This window comes from Myxococcales bacterium (assembly GCA_016703425.1).
Classification (GTDB): Bacteria; Myxococcota_A; Polyangia; order Polyangiales; family Polyangiaceae; genus JADJCA01.
Genome location: JADJCA010000029.1, coordinates 282,949 through 306,197 on the forward strand (window position 1 = coordinate 282,949; position 23,249 = coordinate 306,197).

A 23,249-nucleotide genomic window follows, 5' to 3' on the forward strand; every position below is an offset into this window, starting at 1 on the left:
GCGGCCGCCGAGCGCGGCCCGATCCACCCTGTTTCATGCAAACCATACGAGTCGGCCGTTCAGGGCGGGATCGCGGACCGGCAAGCTCGCCTCACGAGGCTCCGCCGCGGTAGCCTTTTAGTCCATGCAAGGGTTGGCGGTTCCCCAGCTCAAGGCCGGCGACAAGGCCGGCCGCTATGAGCTCCTCTTGCAAATCGCGCAGGGCGGCATGGGCGCCGTGTGGGTCGCGCGCCTCAAGCTCGACAACGGCTTCGAAAAACTCTTTGCGGTGAAGACGTTGCTCACGCACCTCGCCGACCAAGACGTGTTCCGGCACATGTTCCTCGACGAGGCGCGCATCGCCGCCGGCATCGAACACCCCAACGTCTGTCAGATCCTCGACATGGGCGAGGAAGAAGATCTTCTCTACCTCGTCATGGAGTGGGTGGAGGGTGAGTCGGTCAACTCGCTCGCGCGCGCCGCCACGCAAGACGGTAAGAAGCTCCCCTACGGCGTGGCGCTCCGCATGCTGTCCGACGCTTGCGCGGGTCTGCACACCGTCCACGAGCATCGCGATCGCGAAGGGCGAACGCTCGACATCGTGCACCGCGACGTCTCGCCTCACAACATGCTCGTGTCGAGCCGCGGCGTCACGAAGGTCATCGACTTCGGCGTCGCCAAGGCGCGCGATCGGCTCACGGGCGCGACGCAGACGGGAGCCGTCAAAGGCAAGCTGCGCTACATGGCCCCCGAGCAGGCGTGTGGCCGCGGCGTCGATCGGCGCGCCGATGTGTGGGGCGTTGGCGCGGTGCTCTACACGCTCGTCGCGGGACGGTATCCCTACGCCGGTGAGACCGACGTCGACGTGCTCCGCGTGATGCTCGAAGGCAAAGCGCCCTCGCCGCTCCCTCCGTCGGTCCCCGAGCCCATCAGTCGATTGCTTCAGCGCGCGCTCGCGGTTGATCCGGCGGACCGTCCGCAGACGGCGGCGCAGCTCGGGGAGGAGCTCGACGCGGCGGCGCGTGAGATGGGCGTCACCACGAGTCAGCACGGCGTGGCCGAATACATGGAAGCCAACGCCGGCGCGCGGCTCCAGCGCTTGCGGACCGCGATCCACGCGTCGATCGAAGATCGTGAGTCGGTCTACACGACCCTCAAGCGTCGCTCGTCGCCGGACTTGGAGGAGATCACCTTTTCGGGGCCCACGGACCTCGAGGTCGACAAGGGCACGCAGACCGGCACGCTCATGGGAACGACCTCCCACGAGATGCCGCTCTCTCGGGTTTGGCCCCTCAAGAAGACCCTCGCTGCGATGGGAGGCATCGCGCTCCTCGCGTCGATCGTGCTACTCGTGACGAGAGCCACGATGGAACGAACGACCATCCCTAGCGCGACCGCCGCCGCGCCCTCGCAGTCGAGCCCGTCGGCCGCGGCGCGGGCGTCGGGCAGCGCGCACGACGGCATCGACCTCGACTTGCCGCCGGCGAGCGCTCTGCCCGGCGCTGCCGCGGCCACGCCGTTGACGCCTGTCTCCACAGCCGTCGCCACGGAAGCGCTCCCGCCTCCGCCGGTGCTCCCGCCGCCAGTCGCGCCACCGCCGGCCTTGCCCGCCACGCCGGACGCTCCGCTCGGCGCCGCGAGCGCCACAGCCGCCGCGCGGCCGCCGCCGAAGCTCCCGATCGCAAGCGCCGCAACGCCGCCGCGCGTGTCTCCTCCGCCGGCGGCGAAGAAGCGACCCGGGCTCGAGTCGGCCATCGACACGCGGAAATGAAGCTCCTCATGGCGCGCGCTCTCGGCGTCGCCCTCGCGGCGGTCGCAACGCTTCTGCCGGCCCTCGCGTCGGCGCAGAGCAAGGTTGACCTCGAGCGCGCCGAGCGCCTCTTTCAAGAGGGCAAGGCGCTCATGGCCGAGAAGCGCTACGAGCTGGCCTGCCCGAGGCTCGAGCAGAGCCAGCGCATCGACCCGGCCACCGGGACGCTCTTGGCGCTCGCCCTTTGCCACGAGTCCGAAGGGCGCATCGCGACGGCGTACCAGGAGTTCAAGCGCGCCATGCCGGCGGCGCAATCGGAGAAGCGGAAGGATCGCGAGGCGCTCGCGCAGGCACATCTGAACGACCTCCTTCCGCGCCTCCCCAAGCTCGTCCTGCGCGTGCCGAGCGAGCTGTGGGCCCAGCCCGCGTTCACGCTCAAGCTCGACGGCCAGCCGCTCGCGCGCGACGCGGCCGCCGCGCCCATCTTCGTGGACCCGGGAGAGCGCGTCATCGAGGCGGGAGCGGAAGGGCGCGCCGCGTTCCGTACGTCGCTCGTCTTCATCGAGAAGGAGACGCAGGCGGCCGACGTCACGCTCGACGAGCCCGGTGCGCAAAAGACCGCTGACAGACCGAGCAAGAGCGCGACGACGATCCCGATGCGGCCCATCGCCATCGGCCTTATCGGCGCCGGTGGCGTCGCGCTCGCGTTGGGGACGGCCTTCGGTCTCTCGGCCATCGGCAAGAACTCCGACGCGAAAGACCTCTGCGTCCCGAGCGCATGCAGCTCCGCCGAGGGGCTCAAGCTCAACGACGACGCGCGCACCGACGCGACGACGTCGACCGTCTTCTTCGCCCTCGGCATCGTGGCCGGGGCCGGCGGCGGCGCGCTCTTTTACCTCTCCGACCAGAAGCAGAAACAGGCGCGAACGGTTCTGGTGCCCTCGGTCGGCGCCGGCTACGCGGGATTCGCTGGAAGCGGCTCGTTTTAGGCGCCTCTGGGCCGCGCGCGAGCTCGTCCCCGTTGCATCTCCCGAGGGCGCGTGTCCGAAGGGCCGTCCCATGGCCTGGGCGAACCGACTATGCTCGCCGGCCTTACGGCTCCGTAGGCCCGCCCCGAGGCACCATGAAGTCCAGCTCCTTCTTAGCGTCGTTCGTCTCGCTCCTCATCACGCTGTTCGTCGTCTCCGCAGGCTGCGGGCGCAGCGACCTTCGCCCTGACCTCGCCGACGCCAGCGCGCCTCCGTCGACCGACGGCCGCCCGTGCACCGTCGTCACCGAGTGCGACGACAAGAACGCCTGCACCACCGACCGCTGCATAAGCGGCGTGTGCAAGACGACGCCTCGCGACGAAGACGGCGACGGCGTGGTCTCGATCGCCTGCGGCGGGAAGGACTGCGCTGACAACGACGCCTCGAAGAAGCCCGGCGCGCGCGAGAACTGCACCAACAAGGTCGACGACGACTGCAACGGTCTCGTCGACTGCGCTGACGCGACCTGCAAGGGGCAAACGGGCTGCGTATGCGGTCCTTCCGAGCTCTGCGGCAACGGCGCCGACGACGACTGCAACGGTCGAACCGATTGCGCCGACCCGGCCTGCCGAAACTCCCCCGGTTGCAACTGCAGCGACGTCGAGAGTTGCGGCAACAACGTCGACGACGACTGCAACGGCTTCACCGATTGCGACGACGCCGCCTGCGACGGCACGCCGGCCTGCGGCTGCAACCGGCCCGAGACGTGTGACAACGGCCGCGATGAGAACTGCAACGGTCTCATCGATTGCGACGACCCGGCGTGCGGCGGCTCGCCGTTGTGCGGGTGCCTCGCGACGCCCGAGAGCTGCGACAACGGCGCCGACGACGACTGCGACGGCCTCGTCGACTGCGCGGATCCGAACTGCACCGGCGTTGGTCCTTGCGCGTGCGTTGGCGGTCCGCAGCCGGAGGCCTGCAACAACGGCAAGGACGACGACTGCGACGGGCGGCCCGATTGCCAAGATCCCGAGTGCGTCGGCACGCCGGCGTGCACCAAGTGCTCGCCCGAGCAGTGCACCGACGGCGTCGACAACGACTGCGACGGCCGCATCGACTGCGCCGACGACGCCTGCGCCTTCGCGCCCAACTGCGCGCCCAAGCCCGAGCTCTGCAACAACGGCACCGACGACGATCGCGACACGCTCATCGACTGCGCGGACCCCGACTGCAGGACGAATCCGCTGTGCATCACGGAGCACAAGAACTGCCTCACGCCGTTGCCCATCTCGGCGAGCGGCAGCTACACCGGCGACACCACAGGCTTTGCCGGCGAGCAGACCGGCTCATGTGGAGGAGCGGCGGGAGAGGCCGTGTTCGCGTTGACCGTGACTCAGCCCAGCCACGTGGTCCTCGACACCATCGGCTCGGCCTTCGACACGGCGCTCTACTTGCGCACCGGCGCTTGCCGCGCTGGCCGCGAGCTCACGTGCGACGACGACTCGGGCGGGAGCCAAAAGTCCAAGCTCGACATTCCGATCCTCTACCCGGGGACGTACTTCGTGTTCGTGGACGGCTTCACCGTCGACCCGACGCTGGGCCCCGACGAAGGGAGGTACGTCCTCAACGTGTCGCTCACGGCCAACCCCACCGAGGTTTGCAACAACGGCCGCGACGACGACGGCGATCGCCTCACCGACTGCGCCGACCCGAATTGCGCGAACGTGGCCCCGTGCAAGACGTGCCGCGGCGGCCAACCGGGCCAAGCGGAGCTGGGCGTGACGGCCTGCACCGACGGCGTCGACAACGACTGCGACGGCAAGATCGACAGCGCCGACAGCGACTGCCACGCGTCGGACTACTACGTGACCGAGACGTGCAACGGGAAAGACGACAACGCCAACGGCATCGTCGACGACTTCGCGTGCCGTTGCACCGACAACGCCCAGTGCCCCAATGGGCAGTTTTGCTACAAGGCCACGGTCTGGGCCTGCGGCAACGACTGCACGAACTTCGTCGGCGACATCTGCCCGTACGTGGCGCCGGGCTCGACGTGCAACGCGACGACGGGCGAGTGCGCATTCCCGCCGTGAGGGGGGCGGGGGCGGGGAGCTCCTGTCGAAGGGCCTGGCCGCCGCCGAGGGCGGCCGCCGGCACGCGGGTCTTTCCGGCAAGCGATGACCTCGTCGCCATCGTCGGCTTTCGGCCCGATGCGCAAGCTCTGCATCCACGAAGCGAGCAAGACCCGTCCTGGGTTCCTTCCAGTGAGAACCCTCCAGCAGCACGCCCCGAGTTCCTTTTCCCCCCCGACGACGCAACTTCGGTCGCGTCGCCGCCGATGTGACGTTCATGACGCTTCCCCGTCAGGTCGTCGCTGGTCGCACGTACCTCACCAGTCGCCGCTGCACGCAGCGGCAGCACCTGCTTCGTCCCGATGCGCGCGTCGAGCAGATCTACCTCTACTGCCTCGCGGAGGCGTGCGAGCGCTACAAGATCACGCTGCATGGCTTCATCGCGATGAGCAACCACCAGCACCTGCTCGTCCGGGACAACCTCGGGAACTACCCCGAGTTCTTCGCCCACTTCCACAAGATGATCGCCAAGGCTCTCAACGCGCATTGGGGTCGCTGGGAAAACCTCTGGGCCACCGAGCAGCCCAACGCCGTTTACCTTGTCGAGGCCCAAGACCGCTTCGACAAGCTCATCTACGTTCTCTGCAACCCCGTCGCTGACAACCTCGTCGAGCGAGTCGCCGAGTGGCCCGGTGCGTCGTCGTTCGGCCAACATCTTCGCGGCACGACGAGGACCATCAAGCGCCCACGCGGCTTCTTCCGGGAAGACGGCCCGATGCCGAAAGAGGTGACCCTTCGCATCGAGCCCATTGACGGCTTCGAGCACCTCGCGGCCAAGGAATGGGCCGACAAGATCGCCGCTGCGGTCCGTGCGGAAGAGGACGCGGCGAAAGCGCGGCGCGCGAAGACGGGGGCGACGCGTGCTTGGACGCAAGGCCGTGCTCGGCACGGCGCCGACGAGCAGGCCCCGCACCGTCGAGCCTCGCCGCAAGCTCCGGCCCCATGTGGCCTGTCGCAACAAAGAGCGGCGGCGCCAAGAGCTCTCGGCGCTCCGCGGCTTCCGAAAGGCCTACCGCGACGCACGACTCCGATGGATCGCGGGTGAGAGCACCGTGTTCCCAGAGGGAACCTATCGCTTCACCGCGTTGGGCGTGCGCTGCCAACCCGCCGCGCAGAAGTAGACCTGCCCAACCGCGCCCCGCACGGCTCACGCCGATGTCCGAAAGCGCAGTGCGCCTCTCGCGAGCGCGCGCGATGGAACCACAATGGCTCGCCGTGACCGGCAGGGCACGCGCCCCGTGCCCACAGCGGTTGCGCGCGCGTTGCGCGTCGCGTCCCGCAGTTCTGCGGGGCGACTTGGGACGACATCGCGGCCTGCACCCCCCGCGTACGGCGGCCGTACCGTAGCCCCCACGGAAATCAACCCAGGTCCGGTCGCATCGCAGTTGCCATGGAGGCACGACGGGGAGCGGGCGCAGCACGACGCCCCGTGGCGCGTTCAAAGCGTGAGTCCGCTGACCTCCACAGGAGCTGAGCTGTCGACCTTGCTCCCGTTGCCCAGTTGACCAAAGCCGTTGTATCCCCAGCACATCACGCGACGACTTCGCGTGCGGGCGCAGGCGTGGCCGTAGCCCGCGGTCACGTGGGTCGCGTCGTCGAGTCCCTGCACGTGGACGGGGGTCGTGGCTCCTCCAGGCAAGTCCGCCCCAAGCGCACCGAAGGTCCCATAACCCCAGCAGCTGACTTTGCCCGTTGCATGCACAGCGCATGTATGGGCCCAGCCCGCGGCGACGGAGACCACGTCCGAGAGACCCGAGACCGCGCGGGGTGCCGTGCCGTCGCCACCGCCCACGAACGCGGCGCCGCCCCAGCAGCTCACCTGGCCCGTCGCCGAGAGCACGCACGTGTGCACGACGCCCGTGGTCACGGACTTGGCGTTGGTGATCCCCGCGACGGTTGTCGCCACCAAGGGACTCGAGACGCTTGGCTGATAGGGGTTGTGGCCCCAGCACTTCAGCGAGCCGTCGGTCAGTACGGCACACGAGTGATACCAGCTGCCGCTGATAGAGCGAGCCTGGGTCAACCCAACGACGTCCACAGGACCCGAACGCGTGCTCGTCGTGCCGTCGCCGAGCTGACCGTTTTCGTTGATGCCCCAACACTTCGCGGCCCCGCCGGCCGTGATGGCGCACGTGTGTTGCCAGCCGCTATGGATGGCCGAGGCCGCGCTCACTCCCACCACCTTGGCCGGCGTCGTCGTCTGCGGTGCGGCGGCTGCGCTCGCGACACCGAGCTGCCCGAAGGTGTTCTGGCCCCAGCATTGGAGCTCGCCAAGCCATGTGCGCGAGCACGTATCGCCGTAGCCGGCCGAGAGCTGACTGACGCCGCCGAGGCCCCCGACAAGCGCAGGGACGAGACGCTCCCCGATGCCCGTCCCGAGCAGACCACCGCCGCCGTTTTGGCCCCAGCACCGAACCGTGCCGTCGGCCTTGGCGGCGCACGTGTGGTAGTGGCCTGCGACCAGCGATGGCTCGAACGTTGGAGGAGGCGGAAGCGGAGGAGCCGGCGGAGTCGTGGCCAGGGGAGGCGTGGAAGGCGCTGGAGGAACAGGAGGAACAGGAGGAACAGGAGGAACAGGAGGCGCGGGCGGTGTCTGAGGCTTCTCGTCGCCCGGCGCTTGCACGGCGCCAGTGTCCGTACGCGCGGCCACGCATCGTCCTGTTTGAAACTCGCCGCCGGTGCGCTTCTCGCATCGCTCGCCGACTCGGCAGTCAGCGTCGCTGCGGCAGCTCGTGGTGGCGCTCCCTCCGTTCACGAAGCCGACAGTGCCTTCTCCAGCTTGGTCCTCGGCGGGCGTGCCCGAAGCGGGGTCGCCGGCGCAGGCGAGGACCGCCCCTGAGAGGAGAAGAAGCACGGTGCTCGAGGTGGCGAGGTGAGCGTGACCCATGAGCCCGGTTCGAGCACCTCGCGTGCCACGGTGTGTCTTGCGCGGGGCCTCTCACGAGACACCCACGCGGGCTCGAACGCCTCAAAAACGCGCGCAAATGGCCCGGGCCCGGGGCCCCCGCGCGAGCGTCGCTCGGGCGATACATGATGAAGAGCTGCTGGAAGCGGCGAGCGCTTGCGCTCGTGCCTCAGCTCGCGAGGGCTCGATTCCGTGGCGGTGACGTCTCCGCCTTCACGCGCCTGCGATAGGGCTACCTGTTCGCGCGGACCTCACGGCGTCCGCTCTTCGCTCCCGGTGATGCTCCAACGGCATCGCGCCACCTGAGCCCCACCTCCGACGCTCGGCCGCTCACTGCGGCGCGCCGCAGGCTCCCTTTTCGGTCCGCACCTGTCCCTCGGGGCAAGCCGGTTGGCACTTTCCGGCGACGTACTCCTCGCCTTTCTTGCAGATCGGCGTGGGGGGAGGCGCGCATTGAAAGGCGCCGTCGTTTCGCTGGGTCCACGATTGGCCCGCGGGGCAGGGCGGTCGGCACTTGCCGCCGATCATCTCTTCGCCGGGGTTCTTGCAGAGCGGCGGAGGTGGAGGCGCGCATTGAAAGGCGTTGCCGCCGATCATCTCTTCGCCGGGGTTCTTGCAGAGCGGCGGAGGTGGAGGCGCGCATTGAAAGGCGCCGTCGTTTCGCTGGGTCCACGATTGGCCCGCGGGGCAGGGCGGTCGGCACTTGCCACCGATCATCTCTGTGCCCGCTTTGCACAAGGGCAGGGGCCTGTCGCGTGGGCCCGCATGGCTCGTCGAGGCAGCGGCGCACCACCACGCCGTGGCGCCAACAAGTACGAGTGCGGCGGCTGTGGTTCGGCTCATAACGTTCCTTCTCGGCCTGGGCGACGGCGCGGTTGTGGTGGGAGCGTTCATTCTATGGCCTTCCGGCGGCGCGATGACAGCTCCCGATGCGCGCGGCGAGACGAGAGTCGCGGGCCAGACCCTCGGTCGCCTCTACTCCGCCGCGATCAGCAGCGGCCGCTTCTTCTTCGACTCGGCTTCCATGCGGAGCGCCGACTCGGGGAGCACGATGGTGCCCTGGCCCTCGGGCAGCGCGAGATCTTGATTCTTCGCGTACACGGGGTGCCGGCCGTGCTCCTTGTTCCACTCGGCGACGGTCGCCGTCTTGTGCATCTTCTCGACGATCTGCCGCCAGCCGACGCCGGTGTTGTACGCGCAGAAGCTGATTTCGCCGGCCTGCGTGCCGTAGGGAATGATGCACATCTCGGTGCGGCGGAAGTCGTAGTTCCAGAGATCTTGGAACCACATGCCGGCGACGAAGAGCACGCGCCACTCGAACTCGGCGGCGTCGCTCTCGAACTCGCCGACCTTGCCGCCACGGTTCCCCGTCTGGCTCATGAACTGCTTCACGAGATCGTAGAAGGAGAAGCCAGGCGGCGCTTTCTCCGAGTCGAAGTTCTTGAAGAGCGCGAGCACCAGCTCGGCGAGCGTGACGGCCTTGCCCTGCGCGGCGTCGGTGATGTCGCCGATGTCCCAGAGGAGCTGCTCGACGTTCAGGAAGTCCATGAGCGGCACCATCTGCTTGGTGCGCTTGTTCACGAAGAGGACTGTGCCGACGCCGCAGTTGGGGTGGCATCCACACTTCATGGAGCCCCACTCGGCCTTCTCGCCCATCATCAGATCGGTGAGATCGCTGAACGGCCCGAGCGCCGAGAGGGGAAACCAATCGCGGTGCGGCGAGGTGACGCCGAGCTGATTGGATAGATCGTGGGCGAGGTGACTCAGCGTGTAGCGCTGCTCTCGCCGCAGCTCGTCAGAGATGTCTTCGTCGCGGCCCGTGAAGCTCACCGGCTGGAAGCTGACGACGGTGATCTTGTCGGCGTTGGCGATGGCAAAATCAACGACGGGTCCCACCTGATCGTTGTTGATGCCGTTCACCACGGTGACGACGAGGACCACGTCGATCCCAGCGGCGTGCAGGTTCTCGATGGCGCGGAGCTTCACGTCGAAGAGGTTTTTGACCTTTCGGTGTGAGTTGGCCTCGTTGGTGACGCCGTCGAACTGCAAGTACGCGATGCGGAGGCCCGCCTCCTTGGCTTGCTTGGCGAACTCCGGATCCTGCGCGAAGCGCACGCCGTTGGTGGCGCACTGAACGCAGAAGTAGCCGACCTCTCGGGCGTAACGAATGGCCGGCAGAAAGTGCGGCGACAGCGTCGGCTCGCCGCCGGAGAACTGCACGCTCATCTGACGACGCGGCTTGATCGTCATCGAGTCGTCTAAGAGCTTCTGCACGTCGGCCCACGTCAGCTCGTGCACGTAGCCGACCTGATTGGCGTCCATGAAACATGGATCGCACATCATGTTGCAGCGGTTCGTGAGGTCGACCGTGAGGACGGAGCCGCGACCGTATTTGACGGTGGAGCTGCCGTGGTTACGGAGCGTCGACAAGGGCGCGAGATAGTCGCGGCCCGGGTAGAGTTTCTCGATGCGCTCCAAGAACTTCGGGTCGATCGAGATGACGTCTTCGACGGCGCCGTGTTTGGGGCACGACTTCTTCATCTTCACGACGCCGTCTTCGAGGACGATCGAGGCGCGAACCTCGCCGGGCTTCTCGTCGATGAGGTCAGAGACGGCGCGGCGGCCCGAGAGGATCTCGGCGCGCACTTCCTTCACGCAGGAGGGACACAGGGAGTCGGTCTCGCGCGGCCACCCGAACGTAGGGAACGTGCGCTCGCGGCGCTTGAGCAGCGGACCGGGAGCCCAAGAAGGCGAGGGCGCGGGCCGCTCGAAGGCCTTGTTGAAGCGCTGCACGAGAGGCCAGGCGGCTTTCGCGGCACCGGAAGCGAGGCGCTCGGCCAAGCGGAGGGCGGCCTCGGCCTGATGGGGCCCCCCGTCGAGTGATTCAGTCATGAAACGTACCCCGGCAAGGCATTGGCGACGGCGCACTATAGCAAACGAAGGCGCCCTCGCGCGACGTCGGCGGAAACCGGCCTTTCACGGTCCTGAATCGCCGTACCCTGCGGCACCATGAAGGCGTTCACCGAATACCTGACCATGCACACCAAGAAGCCGAAGGAGCTCGTTCGCCTGACGCCGACCTTGGAGAAAATCTTGAGCAAGAGCGGCGTGACGGACGGCATGATGCTCGTCAGCGCGATGCACATCACCGCGGGCGTATTCGTTAACGACAACGAAGCCGGACTCCACGACGACATCTGGGAGTGGCTCCAGAAGCTCGCGCCCGAGGGTCCCGACTATCGCCATCACCGGACCGGCGAAGACAACGGCGACGCACACCTCAAGTCGCTGCTCATTCACCACGAGGTCATCGTTCCGGTGACCGCCGCGCGCCTCGACCTCGGGCCTTGGCAAGAGGTGTTCTACGCGGAGTTCGACGGCTGTCGCGACAAGCGCATCGTCATCAAGGTGATGGGTGCGTAACGTCCGGCGCGCTCCGCGTCACGCATGGTGCTCGTGGCTAGCGGTGGGCCTCGCGGCGTGCGGCTCACCGGCGCCCCCGGCGGCGTCGCCAGCGACGCCTCGCGTCTCTGCGGCGCCTGACCTGACGGCCCTCAAGGTGGCGCTCGCCGCCGTCGATGCGCGCCTCGCGCGTCGTCTCGGGCAGGTCGCCAAGGACACGAGTCACCTGTTTCCCGAAGAGGCGCCCGCGTCGCGGATTCCTGCGCTCTTCGACTTCGACGCGCGCCTCGCCGTCCTGCGGCGCGCCGAGGCGGCCCTCGCAGAGACGCAGCAGGCCCCCGAGCGCCTCCTCGTTCGTCAGGAGCTGGCGCGCCTCGAGAACGAGCGGGAGCTGCCGAGCTCGGGGAGCGCCATCGTTCGTTCCCTCGTGCCGCTCTTGCCCGCGCCCTTCAAGCCGTCGCTTGACGCAGGGCAGCGCGCCAGCGTCGATGAAGGGCTCGCGAAGTGCCTCGATCGCATCGGCGTCTCGCTGAAGAATGGAGGCCTCGGGTCGATGCAATTGGCCGAGATGGACGATTCGCTCGATGCGTTCGAGCGTGGTGCCGCGGGCCTCGTGGCGACATCGGCGGCAGTGGCGCGACTGCGCATTTCCATTCAGGGCTCGCCGCCGCATCGCGGCGAGGTGCTCCCCGCCTGGGAGGTGACGCGGCGCCGCGTCGAGCTCTTCGCGGGACCGTTACCGGCGGACCTGAGCTCTGCCCTCGTGGTCGCGGAGCGCTCCTTCGCGTCGGCCAACGGCGCGGCTTTGAACGCTCTGCGCCAGGCGCGCGAGGAGTCCGGGAGTCGCGCTCTGTCGCGCCTCGTGGGCCCCGCGGCCAGTGAATCGTTGCCGCTCCCGGCGCCGGAGCAGGTGCCGCTCCACGCGCTCCTCGAAGCCTTGGCGCAGAACGAGGACCCGGCGGGGCTGCTCGAACTGTCGCTCGTCCTCGGCCGTTGGGCGCTCGCCCTTCATCAGGACCGAATGCTTCTGGCGAATGTCGAAGGACCGCGGGGTCTCGCGCTCGATGAGTCCGACCAGGCGCGCGCCCTTCGCTTCGCGCTGGTGCGTCCGGAGGAGGCCCTGACGCTCGCCCTCGCGGCCTTGACCGTCCTACCGGCTCCTGCCGCGCGGGCGCGGGCGTGGCTCGCCATGGGGGTCCCACGCCCCGGCGACGTGCGCGGCCGGCTTCCGTAAGTGCCCGTTTTGGCGGCGTTCCCCGCGCCCTCCGCGCCGCCGAGTCCATGTACACTGGAGCCGCCCTCGCTCCGATCATGGCCCGACCGATCTTCGCCCGACCGATCTCACCGTGCGCGCCGCAGCTCGGCGTCTCGACTTGCCCGGCCCCGCCTTCCGTCGAAGGAGGAGCTTCGTGACGTCGCGCGAAAGCATGCGCGGCAACGCGCGCGCCATTGGCTCGCTCGTCAAGGGTAAGTGGCGCATCACCCGCGTCCTCCGGGCCGGGAGCGCCGCGGGGCTCTACGTGGCGACGGCGCGCACCGGAAGTCCGGTCTCGCTCAAGATCGTGCACGCTCACCTCGCCCAGGACGAGCGCATCAAGAAGCGTCTCACCGAGGAGGCAGAGCTGGCGGGGCTCGTGAATCACAGCGGCGTCTTGCGCGCGCTCGACGAAGACGTCACCGAAGAGGGCGCTCCGCTCCTGTTGCTCGAACCGCTCGAAGGCGAGACGCTCGACGCTCGCTGTCGACGCAAGGGCGGCAGCCTCCCCATCGAAGAGGTCTTGGACATCGCCGACCTGCTCCTCGACATCTTGCGAGCCGCCCACGAAGCCGGCGTCTTGCACTTCGAAATCTCCCCCGCGAACGTGTTCCTCACGAACACCGGCCTGCTCAAGGTTCTGGACCTCGGGGCCCTCGACGCGCGCCCTCGCACCCTGCTCGAGCGTTCGCAACACTCGGCCCGCTGGCCCGTGGCCTTCACGGCGCCCGAGCTTCTGCTCGATGAGAGCTCCGATGCCCGGTCGGACTTTTGGGCCGTCGGCGCGCTGCTCTACCGCCTCGTGACCGGTGGCATGGCGCGCTCGCCCGACGCCCCGCCCGAGTCGGTAGCGAGCGTGCCGGTCCGTGCTCTCAAGGGCTCGCCGCTGGACCTTCCGCGCGCCTTCGTCAGCATCGTCGATCGCGCGCTCGAGTTCGATCGCGCCGATCGTTGGCCCGATGTCGACTCGTTGCAGCAAGCCTTGCGCTGGGCGAGGCGCTCGCTCGAGGGGGGCTTCGGGCGCGGCGAGCCGTCGCCGCTCGCGGAGCAAGCGCGGCTCCTCCGGCAGAAGAGCGCGCGCCCCCTCGCCGAAGAGGGCGCCAGCGGTCCGCCCTCCGTGACGCAAATGAATCGCGTCAACGACAGCGCCGCCCCTGGCACCTCGCCGGCGGAGACGCCACAAGCGGTCGCGCCGGGCGTCGAACAGACGCTCGTGGGGCACGCGGCGGGCAAGGACTCGCCGCCGCCCGACGCGCCGCGCGTCGCCCTCCGCCGCGTGTCGGAGCCGACCTTGCAGAGTGCATCGATCGCGCCCGATTCGCGCCGTCGTGAGACGCCGCTCCGGCCCGAGTCGGCGGTGACCCTGGACGTGCGCAGCCCCGACATCCCCAGGCCGCCGCGAGTTCCCGGCGCCGACCTCACGTCGGAGAGCGCGCCCGAAGCCCGCGATTCGGCGCGGATGCCCGCGGAGGATGAGCCCGACACGCTCATTCGCGCAGCTCCGCGCGGCGACGCGACGGTCGTCGACCTGGCTCCCCGCGCTCCGTCTCCCACACCGCCGCGAGCCGCGCGACAAGAGAGACACGAGCCGCCGCCGCCGACCGTTCGCCTGCCGGGTCGCTCGAAGGCTCGCGTGCCCGCGAAGCCGCTCGTCATCGCCGGCGTGCTCGGCGTGCTGGCGGGCGCCGCGTTCTTCATCTTCCTGCCGCGGCAAGGCTCGCGCAAGGCCACCATCGACGCGGCCTTCGCCACGCCGTCGTCGCAGTTGGCGCTCACGGTGGCCGACGAGGCCGGCGCCGCCCCGGTCAACGCCGCCAACGCCGCCGACGCGGGCGGGCCTTTGGCCGTCGGCGGCGACGCGAACGCGTCGGAGGCCGCGGTCGTTGGCGAGAAGACCGACGCCGGCAGCGGCGCGGAGGCCGTCGCGCAAGGTGACGCTGCTGTCGTGGACGAAGCCGCCGCGGAGCTCGAGGCGCGGCTCGCGGCGGAGCGGCGGCGCCGCCGCGAGCGAGAGCGAGAGCGAGCGCTGCAGCAGGCCGCAGAGGAGGCCGGCACGAGCGTCGCGGAGCCGAGCGAAGCGGGGCCGTCGCCCGCCGTTGCGGTTCGCGAGGTCGACGCCGAGGCTCCCGCGCCGCGAGCCGCCGCGAGCGAATCACCGCGAAAGCCGTCGCCCGCGGAGAGCACCGACGCCAGCGCGCCGCGTCGCGCCGCACCTGCGGAAGAAGACGGCGGAACGTGATGCCCCAGCGCATCGCCATCTTGATGCCGTCGTTCGACGAGCCTCGCCTCCGCGCAACGCTCGATGAGCTGGCTCGCGCCGCCGAAGCGTTCGCGTCGTTGCGTGTCTTCTTGGTCGACGACGGCGCCCCTGCGCCCGTGGACGTCGCGGCGCTCCCCGGCCCCTCGGAGCGCTTCTCCGTGCGACTCGCCCGTCATGTCATCAACCTCGGCCAAGGCGCGGCCCTCGAGACGGCGCGCTGCCTCGCGCTCCAAGATGCGCCCTTCGACGCCTACGTCACCATGGACGCCGACGGGCAACACTCGGTCGCGGATCTCGCGCCGCTCGTCTTCGCCATCACGTCCGGCGCCGACGTCGCGCTCGGCGATCGCTTCGCGGGGGGCTCGCGCATTCCTCGTGTTCGCGCCGCCGTCCTCTACGCGGCGCGGCTCTTTGAGTCGCTGCTCGTCGGACGACCGCTCGGCGACGCGCACAACGGCCTGCGCGCGTTTTCGCATCGCGCCATCGCGTCGCTCAAGATCCGTCAGGCGCGCATGGCCCACGCGACGGAGATCGTGCTCGCCGTTTGCCGCTCGGGTCACCGCGTCGTGGAGGTGCCCGTCACCGTGCACTACACGCCCGAGTCGCGCCGCCGGGGGCAAAGCTCGCTCGGCGCTCTCGCCATCGTCGCGGACTTGCTCCGGCGTTACCTCTTCGGCGCTGGTCCAGCGAGCACGACGCGATGACGCTCGCCTCGGCAGCGCTGCTCGTCGTCGTCTGGGGACTCTTCGTCTTCGACGCCGTCACGCTCCGCGGCCCTGCGCGCCGCATGCTCGCGCTCGAGGCGTGCTTCTTTCTGGCCGGTTCCGTGCTCATCGCCTCACCGGACAGCGTGACGAGTCTAGCGAACCGCGTGGGCATCGGTCGCGGCGCCGATTTCGTCTCGTACATGGCCGCCATCTGGCTCGCTCGCGAGTCGCTGGTGAATCGGCGGAGGCGCCTTGAGCTCGACGACCGCCTCACGGAGACCGTTCGCGCAGTGGCACTCCTCCAAGCTAAAGAGGTCGTGGGCACGCCTCAGCGGGGGCAATCGTCGGGCGAGTCGGCCTCGACGACGACGTAGCGCACCACGTCGCCTCGAAGCGGCGCGGCGTACAGGACGTTCCACGGCGGACGAGCGATGCAGAGCCGCGCACCCTCCTTGCGCGGCGCGAGAAGCGCCGCGTCGACGCGCTTCTTCTTGAGCTCTTCGAAGCTCGACCCAGAAGGACGAACGTAGGCGCCACCGGTGCTGGCGATGACGACGGCTGCGAAGCCGGAGCATGCGAGCGCGACGAGCGGTCTTGATGCCGGCGGCGTTGCTCGAAGCGCGAGCGCCACCAAGATGAGCATCCAAACCATGTAGTAGCGAAGCTCGTGGCTCTGGGGCATGAACGCGACGACCCCCGTCAGGAGCAGAAAGGCCCACCGCTGCGTCTTGGTCAGCTTGCCCGCGCGCCAGGCCCACGCGAGCAGAACGAGCAGGAGCACGACGTACGCGCCAAAGAATCCGCCCATTCGATACCCGGGGTGATCGGGCGGCGTCCACTGATCGACGCTCCATCGCCCCGCGTCGCTGAGGGGGCGAAGGCCCACCTCGAAGACGGACGCGAAGAAGCGAAGCGGCCGCGGCGCGTTCTCGAGCCACGTCGGCGCCGACGCGTAAGGGCTGTCGAGGCCCGGCATGGTGAAGGGCCCGATTCGCAGCTCGACGGGGTAAGCGGGGTTGCCGTGGCGCAGGAGGTTCTTGAGCGGCCAAGCGAACACGAGCGGCGCGCCGAGCGCGAGCGTCAGGCGTTCGCGCCGAGCGGCGCGCGTCGCGAGCAGGACAAGGGCCAAGAGCACCGGCGGCGCCAACTGAAAGCGCAAGTGCGCGGCGCCGGAAGCCAGTGCGAGCCCGACCACGGCATCGCGCGCGCTCGGCGCGTCTGTCCTCTCGAAGGCACGGAGGACGAGCAGCACCAGGCACGCCAGCGAGACGTTCGCCGGCAGATCGACGTACGACGCGCTCGCGTGCGTTTGCACCAGCGGCACAGCGAAGAGCGCGAGCACCCCGTGATGAAACGGAACCGCGAACCAGCGGCGCACGAGCCACGCAAAGAGTGGGATGGAGGAGAAGGCGACGAGGTTCGCCGCTTCGGGGCGGCCCGTGAGGCGCCAGAGGAGCCCCTGCGCGATCTCCCCGCCGAGGGGAAAGCCCTCGAAACGTCCCTGATTCAATCGCGAGAAGACGAAGCTGTCGCCGCCCACGATGCCCACGAGCCGGGCGGCAAACGGCAGGTGGTAGTACCAAACGTCCCACGCCTGCGAGACGTCGAGCCACGCGGCGAGGCCCGTCATGGCCAAGAGCGCCGCCGCCAGCACCATGAGCGCGCGATCGAGGAGCGCCATCACCGCGCAAGCCCGCTTCGCGCCAACGCGCCTATCGGAGCTCGCGTGGCTATCGGAACTCCACCGTCGCCGTGGCGGTGCACGTGGTGACGCCCGAGCAGGACCCCCGACAAGACGCTCTCGAGTAGGCGTATGTTCCCGTGCTCGCGTTGCGAGCGCCAAGGATGCGTTGCGTACTCCGGACGCGGCAGCCGCCGAACGTGAAGTCGTCGATGTTGCTGAGGCTCACGCTCGTCGCCGTGACGCTGCCGCGGAATGTCTGCGTCGCGAATGTGGCGGTCGCCGCGCCGCCCTCACAAGGAAAGTCCAGCTTCGTGGGGCCCGTCGAGACCTTCTCGTTGAACGAACACGTGGGCCTGGACTTCCGGAACGGGCCGACGCTGATGGTCGCGTTGCAGCGCTGCGGCTGAAGCGCGAGGGCGGAGGTTGTCGTTGACGGTACCGGGAGCGGGCGCGCAGAGAAGGTCGGCGGCGGCGGCGGCAGCTTTGGATCGGGCGGCTTCGGCGTCGTGGAAACCTGGGCGACCTTCTTGATCGCGCTCGGGGCTGCGCTCGCCGCCCCCGCCGGGACGTCGGCCAGCACCGGTCCCGACGCCGCCGACGTAGGCTGCGGCGAACTGAGCGGCGTCACATCGGGCTTCTTGCGGAGCAGCAGGAAGGCGCCGGCGCCGACGATGGTCAAGAAGCCGAGCCCCATGAATGCGAAGAGCACGCCGAGGCCGCTCCCCTTCTTCTCGGTCGGCGGCTGCGTCGCGGGCGCGGGAACGAAGCGTCCGTAGAGCGGCGAGCGGCACTGCGGACAAACCTGCAGCTGCGACCCCTCGATGCGCGCGCCGCAATGCCCGCATTTTCTCGCGCCCATGCCAGGCTTGTGCATCTGCCACGAATGTTCGCCCGGGACGCCGCCCGTTGTCCACGTGTCGCAGCGAGTCGCAGCTTTCGCTCCTGGATCCTCGGCCCACCTCGCGGCCGCAACGGTCGTTGCGCGTCGTGCAGCCCGAGCGGTGAGCCGCTGCCCAAACTCGGCCAACCTCTTGAAGACTCGTCGCAAAGCGCGCCCCTCGCGAAGCCGGTCGGGCTCGCATGTCCCATGCAGCGGCGCTCTTCGTGATGAACGAGACGTTCGACGACACGAGGCGCCTCCTCGGCCGACGCTGCCGCCCAGGAGAGGGCCGCGTCTCGAAACCGGCAAGGTGGCACCCGTTCAGATGCCTCTGGCGCCCCCTGTGTCACCGGCCGCCGGGCGACGCAGCGAAGGCGCCAAACCGATTCGCTCCGACACGCGCGACGCGCTGACGAACGCGTGGATGCGGGTCCGCTTCGTTGGCGTCGGCTTCCTCGTGGGAGCCGTGGCTGTCATCGCAGTCGCCTCGGTGCGCATGGCTCGTCGGGTCGACCAGCTCGCCGCGCGCGTCGACCAAGTCAGCGCCGAGCAACAGGCGCTGCGAGGTCTCCGGTGGAGCGCGGCGCCGGTGCGCGCGCCGTCTCCCGGTGAGCCGCGGGCAACGGCGGGCCAACAGAACGACGAGGCGAAAGCCGCGTCGAAGGACGAAGGCCTCGTCTTTCCGGCGCTCGACGTGGCCGTAGAACCGGCGGTCCCCGCGCCAGTGGCATCGTCTCAGGCCACGGCGCCGTAGGGTCAGTTCGTGGTGTTGCCCGTGGGGTCGCTCGGGTTGGCGTTGCGGTAGTCGGAGTCCGTGCTCACGCTCGTGTCGGCGTTAATGAAGACCGTGTAGTCGCCGTTGCCGGTTCGCGGGCCTGACGTCACCGTGATGATCTGCGCCGGTGGTGGGCAGCTTGTGTCCGATGCGAGAAACGTGATGCTCCCAGCCACATCGGGGCCCGCCACCGTGGCATTCATCGTCTGCGAGCTGGAGATCGGCAGGGTGACGTTGGTTCGCGGCCGCGTGGTCAGCGTCACCGTGATCTGCGTCGTGCTTCCGCCCTTCACGAGCGCCGGAAGGTTCAACGGCGAGACCGTAATGGTGGGCGCCGGCTCGTCGTCGGTGGGCGTGATGCTGACGTCGGTCGTGGGCACGCCGGCTCCCTTGTAGACCGCATCCGTCCCGGAGCTTTCGATGGTTACAGAGATGGGGATGGACGGGCTGTCGCTGAAGCAGTCTTGGGGGATCGAGAAGGGCGCCGGCTGGGCGATGTTCCAATTGTTCGTGTCGAAGGTCAGCGTGACCGCGGCCGAAGTATTGACCCCAAGCGACGGGGGCAATGCGGAGGCCGGTGGCGAGAGCTTCACGACGACGGTGCCCACGGGCCGAGAGTTGAGGACCACCATGAAGGGGTTGGCCGCGCCGCCCTCTGTCAGCGAGAGAGCGCTCGGACTGGTGGTGACACCGGCCGCGTCGTTGTCGGTGTTGGTTCCGCTCACGACCTTGTTCGCGACGGCCTTGTACTTCGCGTCGGGCGTGTTCGCATCGTCGATGGCGAGCGTGATCGAGTAGGCGACGTTGCCGTCATCGAAGGCGTCGTCTTGGCCGGTGACGATGACAGGCTGGTTTTGGTCCCAATTCACTGGCGTGAAGTCGAGCGTCGCGCCGGTGGTGACGGCGCCTTCGGCGGCGTTGCTGCTCGTCACCAGAATTCGGACGTTGCTCGTGGGCTGCGCCCCAAGCTTCACGTTGATCGTCTGCGTGCCGGCGGCCGCCTCCGTCGTCGTGATCGAGTTCGTCGAGGTCACGATGGACGCGACCTCGTTGTCGAGGTTCGTGCCCGCGACGACCAGCGTCCCGAGGCCGACGCCGGCGTCGGCGCTGAGGTTGTAGTTCGGATCCGTCGAGCTGGGCGTGATGCGGATGGAGAACCCGATGTCGCCATCGGTGACCGCGTCGTCCACGCCCGTGATGGTGATGGTCTGAGCCGTCTGCCAGTTGCTCGTCGTGAAGACGAAATTGCGCGACGTGCTGCCAGCAACCGACGCCTCTGTCGCGTCGAGTGTTTCGACGATCAGCGTCACGTCGGCCGCCGGCTGCGTCGCCAGCCGCGCGGTAAACGTCGCCGTCGTGCCGTTCTCCGAGACGTTGGTGAGCGTCGTTGTGCTCACCAGAAGGTTCGCCGAGTCGTTGTCGATGTTGTCGATGAGGACTGGCGGTGCCACGCGGCCTTCGAAGAGCGGGTCGTCGCTGGTCGCCGAGCAGTCGACGGCGACGGTGCGGTTGCCATCGGCGGCCGCGTCGTCGAGACCGCGAACCCGCAGCTCCATAGGCTTGCCTTCGTAGCCACGGGGAAACACGAAGACGACCTCGCTGCCGAAGGTCGCGCCGGCGTCGCTTGGTGCCGGGCCCGCATCGGAGGCCGGTGGCGCCGAGGCTTCGGAGAGCGAGAGCTCGTCTTTGCCATCGCCGGGCGCGGCCGGGTTGGTCACGTCGGCGCCGACGCGGCATGTGACCGTGACGTTTTGCGCGGGCTTCGCGCCGAGCTCCACGAAGAGCTTGGTCTCGGTGCCTTCTTCCGACACCTTGTAGTTCTCGCCGGTGGGCGTTTGGCGCGGCGAGACGATGATCGCGTCGTTCGCGTCCTTGAAGAAGATCTTCACGTCGACGGGGTTCGCGCCAGAATAGTTCGCGTCGGCGCTGGTGACGGTGTCGAGCACCGCGGTGAACGTGCTCGGGTCGACGAGCGTGTTCGTCGTCGGCATGCGCACCGTGACGGTTTGCGCCGCCTCCCAGTTGTCGGGCGTGATCACCAGCGAGGCCGGCTCGATGGCGAGCCGATCGGTCGGCGCGATACGAAGCGGTATCGTCACCGACGCCGTGGGCGCCTGCGTGAGCTTCACCGTGAAGGTGACGGGCGTGCCGGCCCTCTCGTCGAAGGTCAGATCCTTCGGGTTCACGTCGAAGAGGTCGGAGCGGTCACCGGTGCGCGGTCCGACGCCGCCTTCGAGCTCCGTGCCCGTGATGACGACGTCGCCCTCGCCGGCGAGCGAAAACCCGCAGCCGCCGACGACGACGCTGACGGCGAACACCCAAAGTGCAAGACGAACCCAGCGAGCCGCACGTGTCATGAGCCGCGCGTCCTTTCGCAAAGCAGAGGCCTCTGACCTTAGCAGATGGCGAGCCATCACACGCTTTTGTGGGGGGCTCGCCTACATGGACGCGGCGGGGTCGGCTTGGGGGCGTCAGCCGAGCCGCGTGGGCGAGCCGCTCCTCGACCATCATGTCGGCGATCTTGTGGGTGGGGGAGCCCATCTTGTGGGCTCGCTCCAAGATCTCGAGGATCGTGTCGTAGATGACGAGGGTCTGCTCCCGTGCCTTCTTGGCGTCGTACCCCTTGACCTCCTGGGCGACGTTGACGAGGCCGCCGGCGTTGATGGCGTAGTCGGGGGCGTAGGCGATGCCTCGCGCGTGGAGGTCGTCGCCGTGATGCGGCTCCGCCAGCTGGTTGTTGGCGGCGCCAGCGACGATGCGGGCGCGGAGGTGTGGAATCGTCTGGTCGTTGAGGGCCGAGCCGAGCGCGCATGGGGCGATGACGTCGCACTCGACGGCGAAGATCTTGTCGAGCGGGACCACCGCGGCGCCAAACTCTCGCTGCGCTCGCTCAGCCTTGAGCGGGTCGATGTCAGCCACCGAGACCTTCGCGCCGGCAGCGTGGAGCTCGCGGCAGAGGTGATAGCCCACGTGCCCGACGCCCTGAACGGCAACGTGGATGCCCTCGAGCGAACTCCGACCGAGCTGGTGCTTCACGCAGGCCTCGATGCCGCGTCGAACGCCGAGCGCCGTGAAAGGCGACGGATCGCCGGAGCCGCCGTGTTGCTCGTCAACGCCTGTGACGTGTTTCGTCACCGAGCGCACGACCTCCATGTCTTCGAGGCCGGTGCCGCTGTCTTCGGCGGTGATGTAGTGGCCACCGAGGTCGTCGATGAACTTGCCGAAGGCGTGAAAGAGGGCGACGCGATCGAAGTTGCCTTTGGGGCGAATGATGACGCTCTTGCCGCCGCCGTGGGCGAGACCCGCGAGGGCGGCCTTGTAGGTCATGCCCCGGGCTAGACGCAGCGCGTCGACGAGCGCCGCTTCGTCGGTGTCGTAGTGAATGAAGCGGCAGCCGCCGAGGGCCGGCCCGAGCCGAGAGTCGTGAATGGCGACGATGGCTTGGAGCTGCGTCGCCTTGTCGAGCTTGAAATGAACCTCGCCGTAGTCGTGCCCCCGAAGGTGTCCAAAGAGGTCCGTCATCGTTCGATCTCCTACAAGGGGGTCGCGCAGCGACCTGCCCGTCTCCATAGATCAAACGCCAGGTCGTCCCAAGTCTTCGCGTCGCTGCACTGCAACATGACGTGGCCAAGCGTTGACCGTTGGGTCATCGTTTTCAGTGGTGACGCCGTCGGCGCCGCCCCCTTCGGTGAGGTAGTCGTTGGACCTCCGTGCTCTCTGGTTGAGGCTGCGTTCGCGGCCCTGTTTGCGGCTGAGGCTCGGGCTGAGTCTTGCGCTCGGTTCCCCATTCGTCTTCTTGGCTTCCTGCGCTCAAACGGCGGCCCTGCCGAGTCCCGTCATCGAGCCGTCGTCGTCGGTCGGGGAGGCTGAGCTCGACCCGCTCGTGCCGTCGCCGCCGCTGCCGTGTCCCGACGAAATGGTGCTCGTGTCCGGCTCCTCTTGTCCGAAGGTGCGCCAAGTCTGCTTGCGATGGGTCGACCCGCCGGGGCCGTATCGCGAGTTTCGCTGCGCCGAGTACCAAAAGCCGAGCGAGTGCTTGTCGCCGCGCGAGGCGATGCGCTTCTGCATCGACCGCGACGAGTACACGTCACCCGGCGAGAGGCTCCCCCTCGTGGGCCAGTCGTGGACGAGCGCGACGCGCATCTGCGAGGCCGCGGGCAAGCGCCTGTGCCAAGAGAGCGAGTGGCAGTTCGCGTGCGAAGGCGAGCAGATGGCCCCTTACCCGTACGGTGACGGCTTCGTGCGCGATCGGGAGGCGTGCAACATCGATCAGACGCGCCTCGGTCGCCCGCAGGAGGGCCTGCGCGATCTGCGCGTGCCGGCCGGCTCCCAGCCGCGCTGCGCGAGCCCGTTCGGCGTGCGCGACATGAGCGGCAACGTCGAAGAGTGGACGACGCTCGACAAGGGGCGCGCGCCGGAGCGCTCGGCGATGAAGGGGGCTTGGTGGTTGCCGGGCAAGAACACGTGCCGCGCGGTGACGCTCGGTCACGGCGAGGTCTACCGCGGCCCCCAGGTCGGCGTTCGCTGCTGCCGTGACGTTCGGTAGCGATCC

17 protein-coding genes are annotated in these 23,249 nt (G+C 68.8%); 11 read left to right on the forward strand and 6 right to left on the reverse strand.

Going from position 1 to position 23,249, the window contains the following annotated elements; all coding sequences use genetic code 11:
* Positions 1-124 precede the first annotated feature (124 nt).
* From IPG50_34645 to IPG50_34660, 4 genes are all read left to right on the forward strand, one after another.
* The gene (locus tag IPG50_34645) at positions 125-1,750 is read left to right on the forward strand and encodes a serine/threonine protein kinase (protein ID MBK6697291.1); all 1,626 of its coding nucleotides are present in this window, start codon (positions 125-127) and stop codon (positions 1,748-1,750) included.
* Between the two features lie 8 nt (positions 1,751-1,758).
* Positions 1,759-2,718, forward strand: a complete 960-nt coding sequence (locus IPG50_34650; GenBank protein ID MBK6697292.1) for a hypothetical protein — start codon at positions 1,759-1,761, stop codon at positions 2,716-2,718.
* 134 nt (positions 2,719-2,852) lie between these two features.
* On the forward strand, positions 2,853-4,790 hold the full coding sequence (locus IPG50_34655) for a hypothetical protein (GenBank protein ID MBK6697293.1): 1,938 nt from the start codon (positions 2,853-2,855) through the stop codon (positions 4,788-4,790).
* A gap of 256 nt (positions 4,791-5,046) precedes the next feature.
* Entirely contained in the window at positions 5,047-5,874 is an 828-nt protein-coding gene (locus tag IPG50_34660; protein ID MBK6697294.1) for a hypothetical protein, read from the forward strand.
* A gap of 393 nt (positions 5,875-6,267) precedes the next feature.
* On the opposite strand, the gene IPG50_34665 is transcribed toward IPG50_34660, so the two are convergent.
* The 3 genes from IPG50_34665 to IPG50_34675 all read right to left on the reverse strand — a co-directional run bounded on the left by IPG50_34665 (position 6,268) and on the right by IPG50_34675 (position 10,626).
* Positions 6,268-7,716, reverse strand: a complete 1,449-nt coding sequence (locus IPG50_34665) for a hypothetical protein (protein ID MBK6697295.1) — start codon at positions 7,714-7,716, stop codon at positions 6,268-6,270.
* Positions 7,717-8,064: 348 nt separating this feature from the next.
* Positions 8,065-8,577 carry a hypothetical protein gene (locus IPG50_34670; protein MBK6697296.1) on the reverse strand — a complete coding sequence of 171 codons (513 nt, stop codon included), beginning with the start codon at positions 8,575-8,577 and terminating at the stop codon, positions 8,065-8,067.
* A 132-nt stretch (positions 8,578-8,709) separates the two neighbouring features.
* A complete protein-coding gene (locus IPG50_34675; GenBank protein ID MBK6697297.1) occupies positions 8,710-10,626 on the reverse strand; it encodes a radical SAM protein in 1,917 nt (638 codons plus the stop codon).
* A gap of 117 nt (positions 10,627-10,743) precedes the next feature.
* On the opposite strand from IPG50_34675, the gene IPG50_34680 reads away from it, so the two are divergent.
* The 5 genes from IPG50_34680 (at position 10,744) to IPG50_34700 (ending at position 15,732) form a co-directional block, all read left to right on the forward strand.
* A complete protein-coding gene (locus tag IPG50_34680) occupies positions 10,744-11,157 on the forward strand; it encodes a YjbQ family protein (GenBank protein MBK6697298.1) in 414 nt (137 codons plus the stop codon).
* A 43-nt stretch (positions 11,158-11,200) separates the two neighbouring features.
* Positions 11,201-12,370, forward strand: coding sequence for a hypothetical protein (locus tag IPG50_34685; protein ID MBK6697299.1), 1,170 nt, complete (start codon positions 11,201-11,203; stop codon positions 12,368-12,370).
* 175 nt (positions 12,371-12,545) lie between these two features.
* On the forward strand, positions 12,546-14,630 hold the full coding sequence (locus IPG50_34690; GenBank protein ID MBK6697300.1) for a protein kinase: 2,085 nt from the start codon (positions 12,546-12,548) through the stop codon (positions 14,628-14,630).
* A complete protein-coding gene (locus IPG50_34695; protein MBK6697301.1) occupies positions 14,627-15,355 on the forward strand; it encodes a glycosyltransferase family 2 protein in 729 nt (242 codons plus the stop codon). Before IPG50_34690 ends, IPG50_34695 begins: the two co-directional genes overlap by 4 nt.
* The gene (locus tag IPG50_34700) at positions 15,352-15,732 is read left to right on the forward strand and encodes a DUF2304 family protein (GenBank protein MBK6697302.1); all 381 of its coding nucleotides are present in this window, start codon (positions 15,352-15,354) and stop codon (positions 15,730-15,732) included. The genes IPG50_34695 and IPG50_34700 overlap by 4 nt, the downstream gene beginning before the upstream one ends.
* On the opposite strand, the gene IPG50_34705 is transcribed toward IPG50_34700, so the two are convergent.
* Together IPG50_34705 and IPG50_34710 are read right to left on the reverse strand one after the other, a co-directional pair.
* Entirely contained in the window at positions 15,687-17,042 is a 1,356-nt protein-coding gene (locus IPG50_34705) for a hypothetical protein (protein MBK6697303.1), read from the reverse strand. The genes IPG50_34700 and IPG50_34705 overlap by 46 nt on opposite strands.
* 46 nt (positions 17,043-17,088) lie before the next feature.
* The gene (locus IPG50_34710) at positions 17,089-17,916 is read right to left on the reverse strand and encodes a hypothetical protein (protein ID MBK6697304.1); all 828 of its coding nucleotides are present in this window, start codon (positions 17,914-17,916) and stop codon (positions 17,089-17,091) included.
* Positions 17,917-18,247: 331 nt separating this feature from the next.
* Between IPG50_34710 and IPG50_34715 the strand changes: the two genes are divergently transcribed.
* Positions 18,248-18,676 (forward strand): hypothetical protein, encoded by a 429-nt coding sequence (locus tag IPG50_34715; GenBank protein MBK6697305.1) that lies wholly within the window; start codon positions 18,248-18,250, stop codon positions 18,674-18,676.
* Between the two features lie 2,226 nt (positions 18,677-20,902).
* Here IPG50_34715 and IPG50_34720 read toward each other — a convergent pair.
* Positions 20,903-22,219 (reverse strand): amino acid dehydrogenase, encoded by a 1,317-nt coding sequence (locus tag IPG50_34720; protein ID MBK6697306.1) that lies wholly within the window; start codon positions 22,217-22,219, stop codon positions 20,903-20,905.
* Between the two features lie 274 nt (positions 22,220-22,493).
* Here IPG50_34720 and IPG50_34725 point away from each other — a divergent pair, with 274 nt between their 5' ends.
* Complete coding sequence (locus IPG50_34725) at positions 22,494-23,243, forward strand: SUMF1/EgtB/PvdO family nonheme iron enzyme (protein MBK6697307.1); 750 nt, start codon at positions 22,494-22,496, stop codon at positions 23,241-23,243.
* The last annotated feature ends 6 nt before the right edge of the window (positions 23,244-23,249 follow it).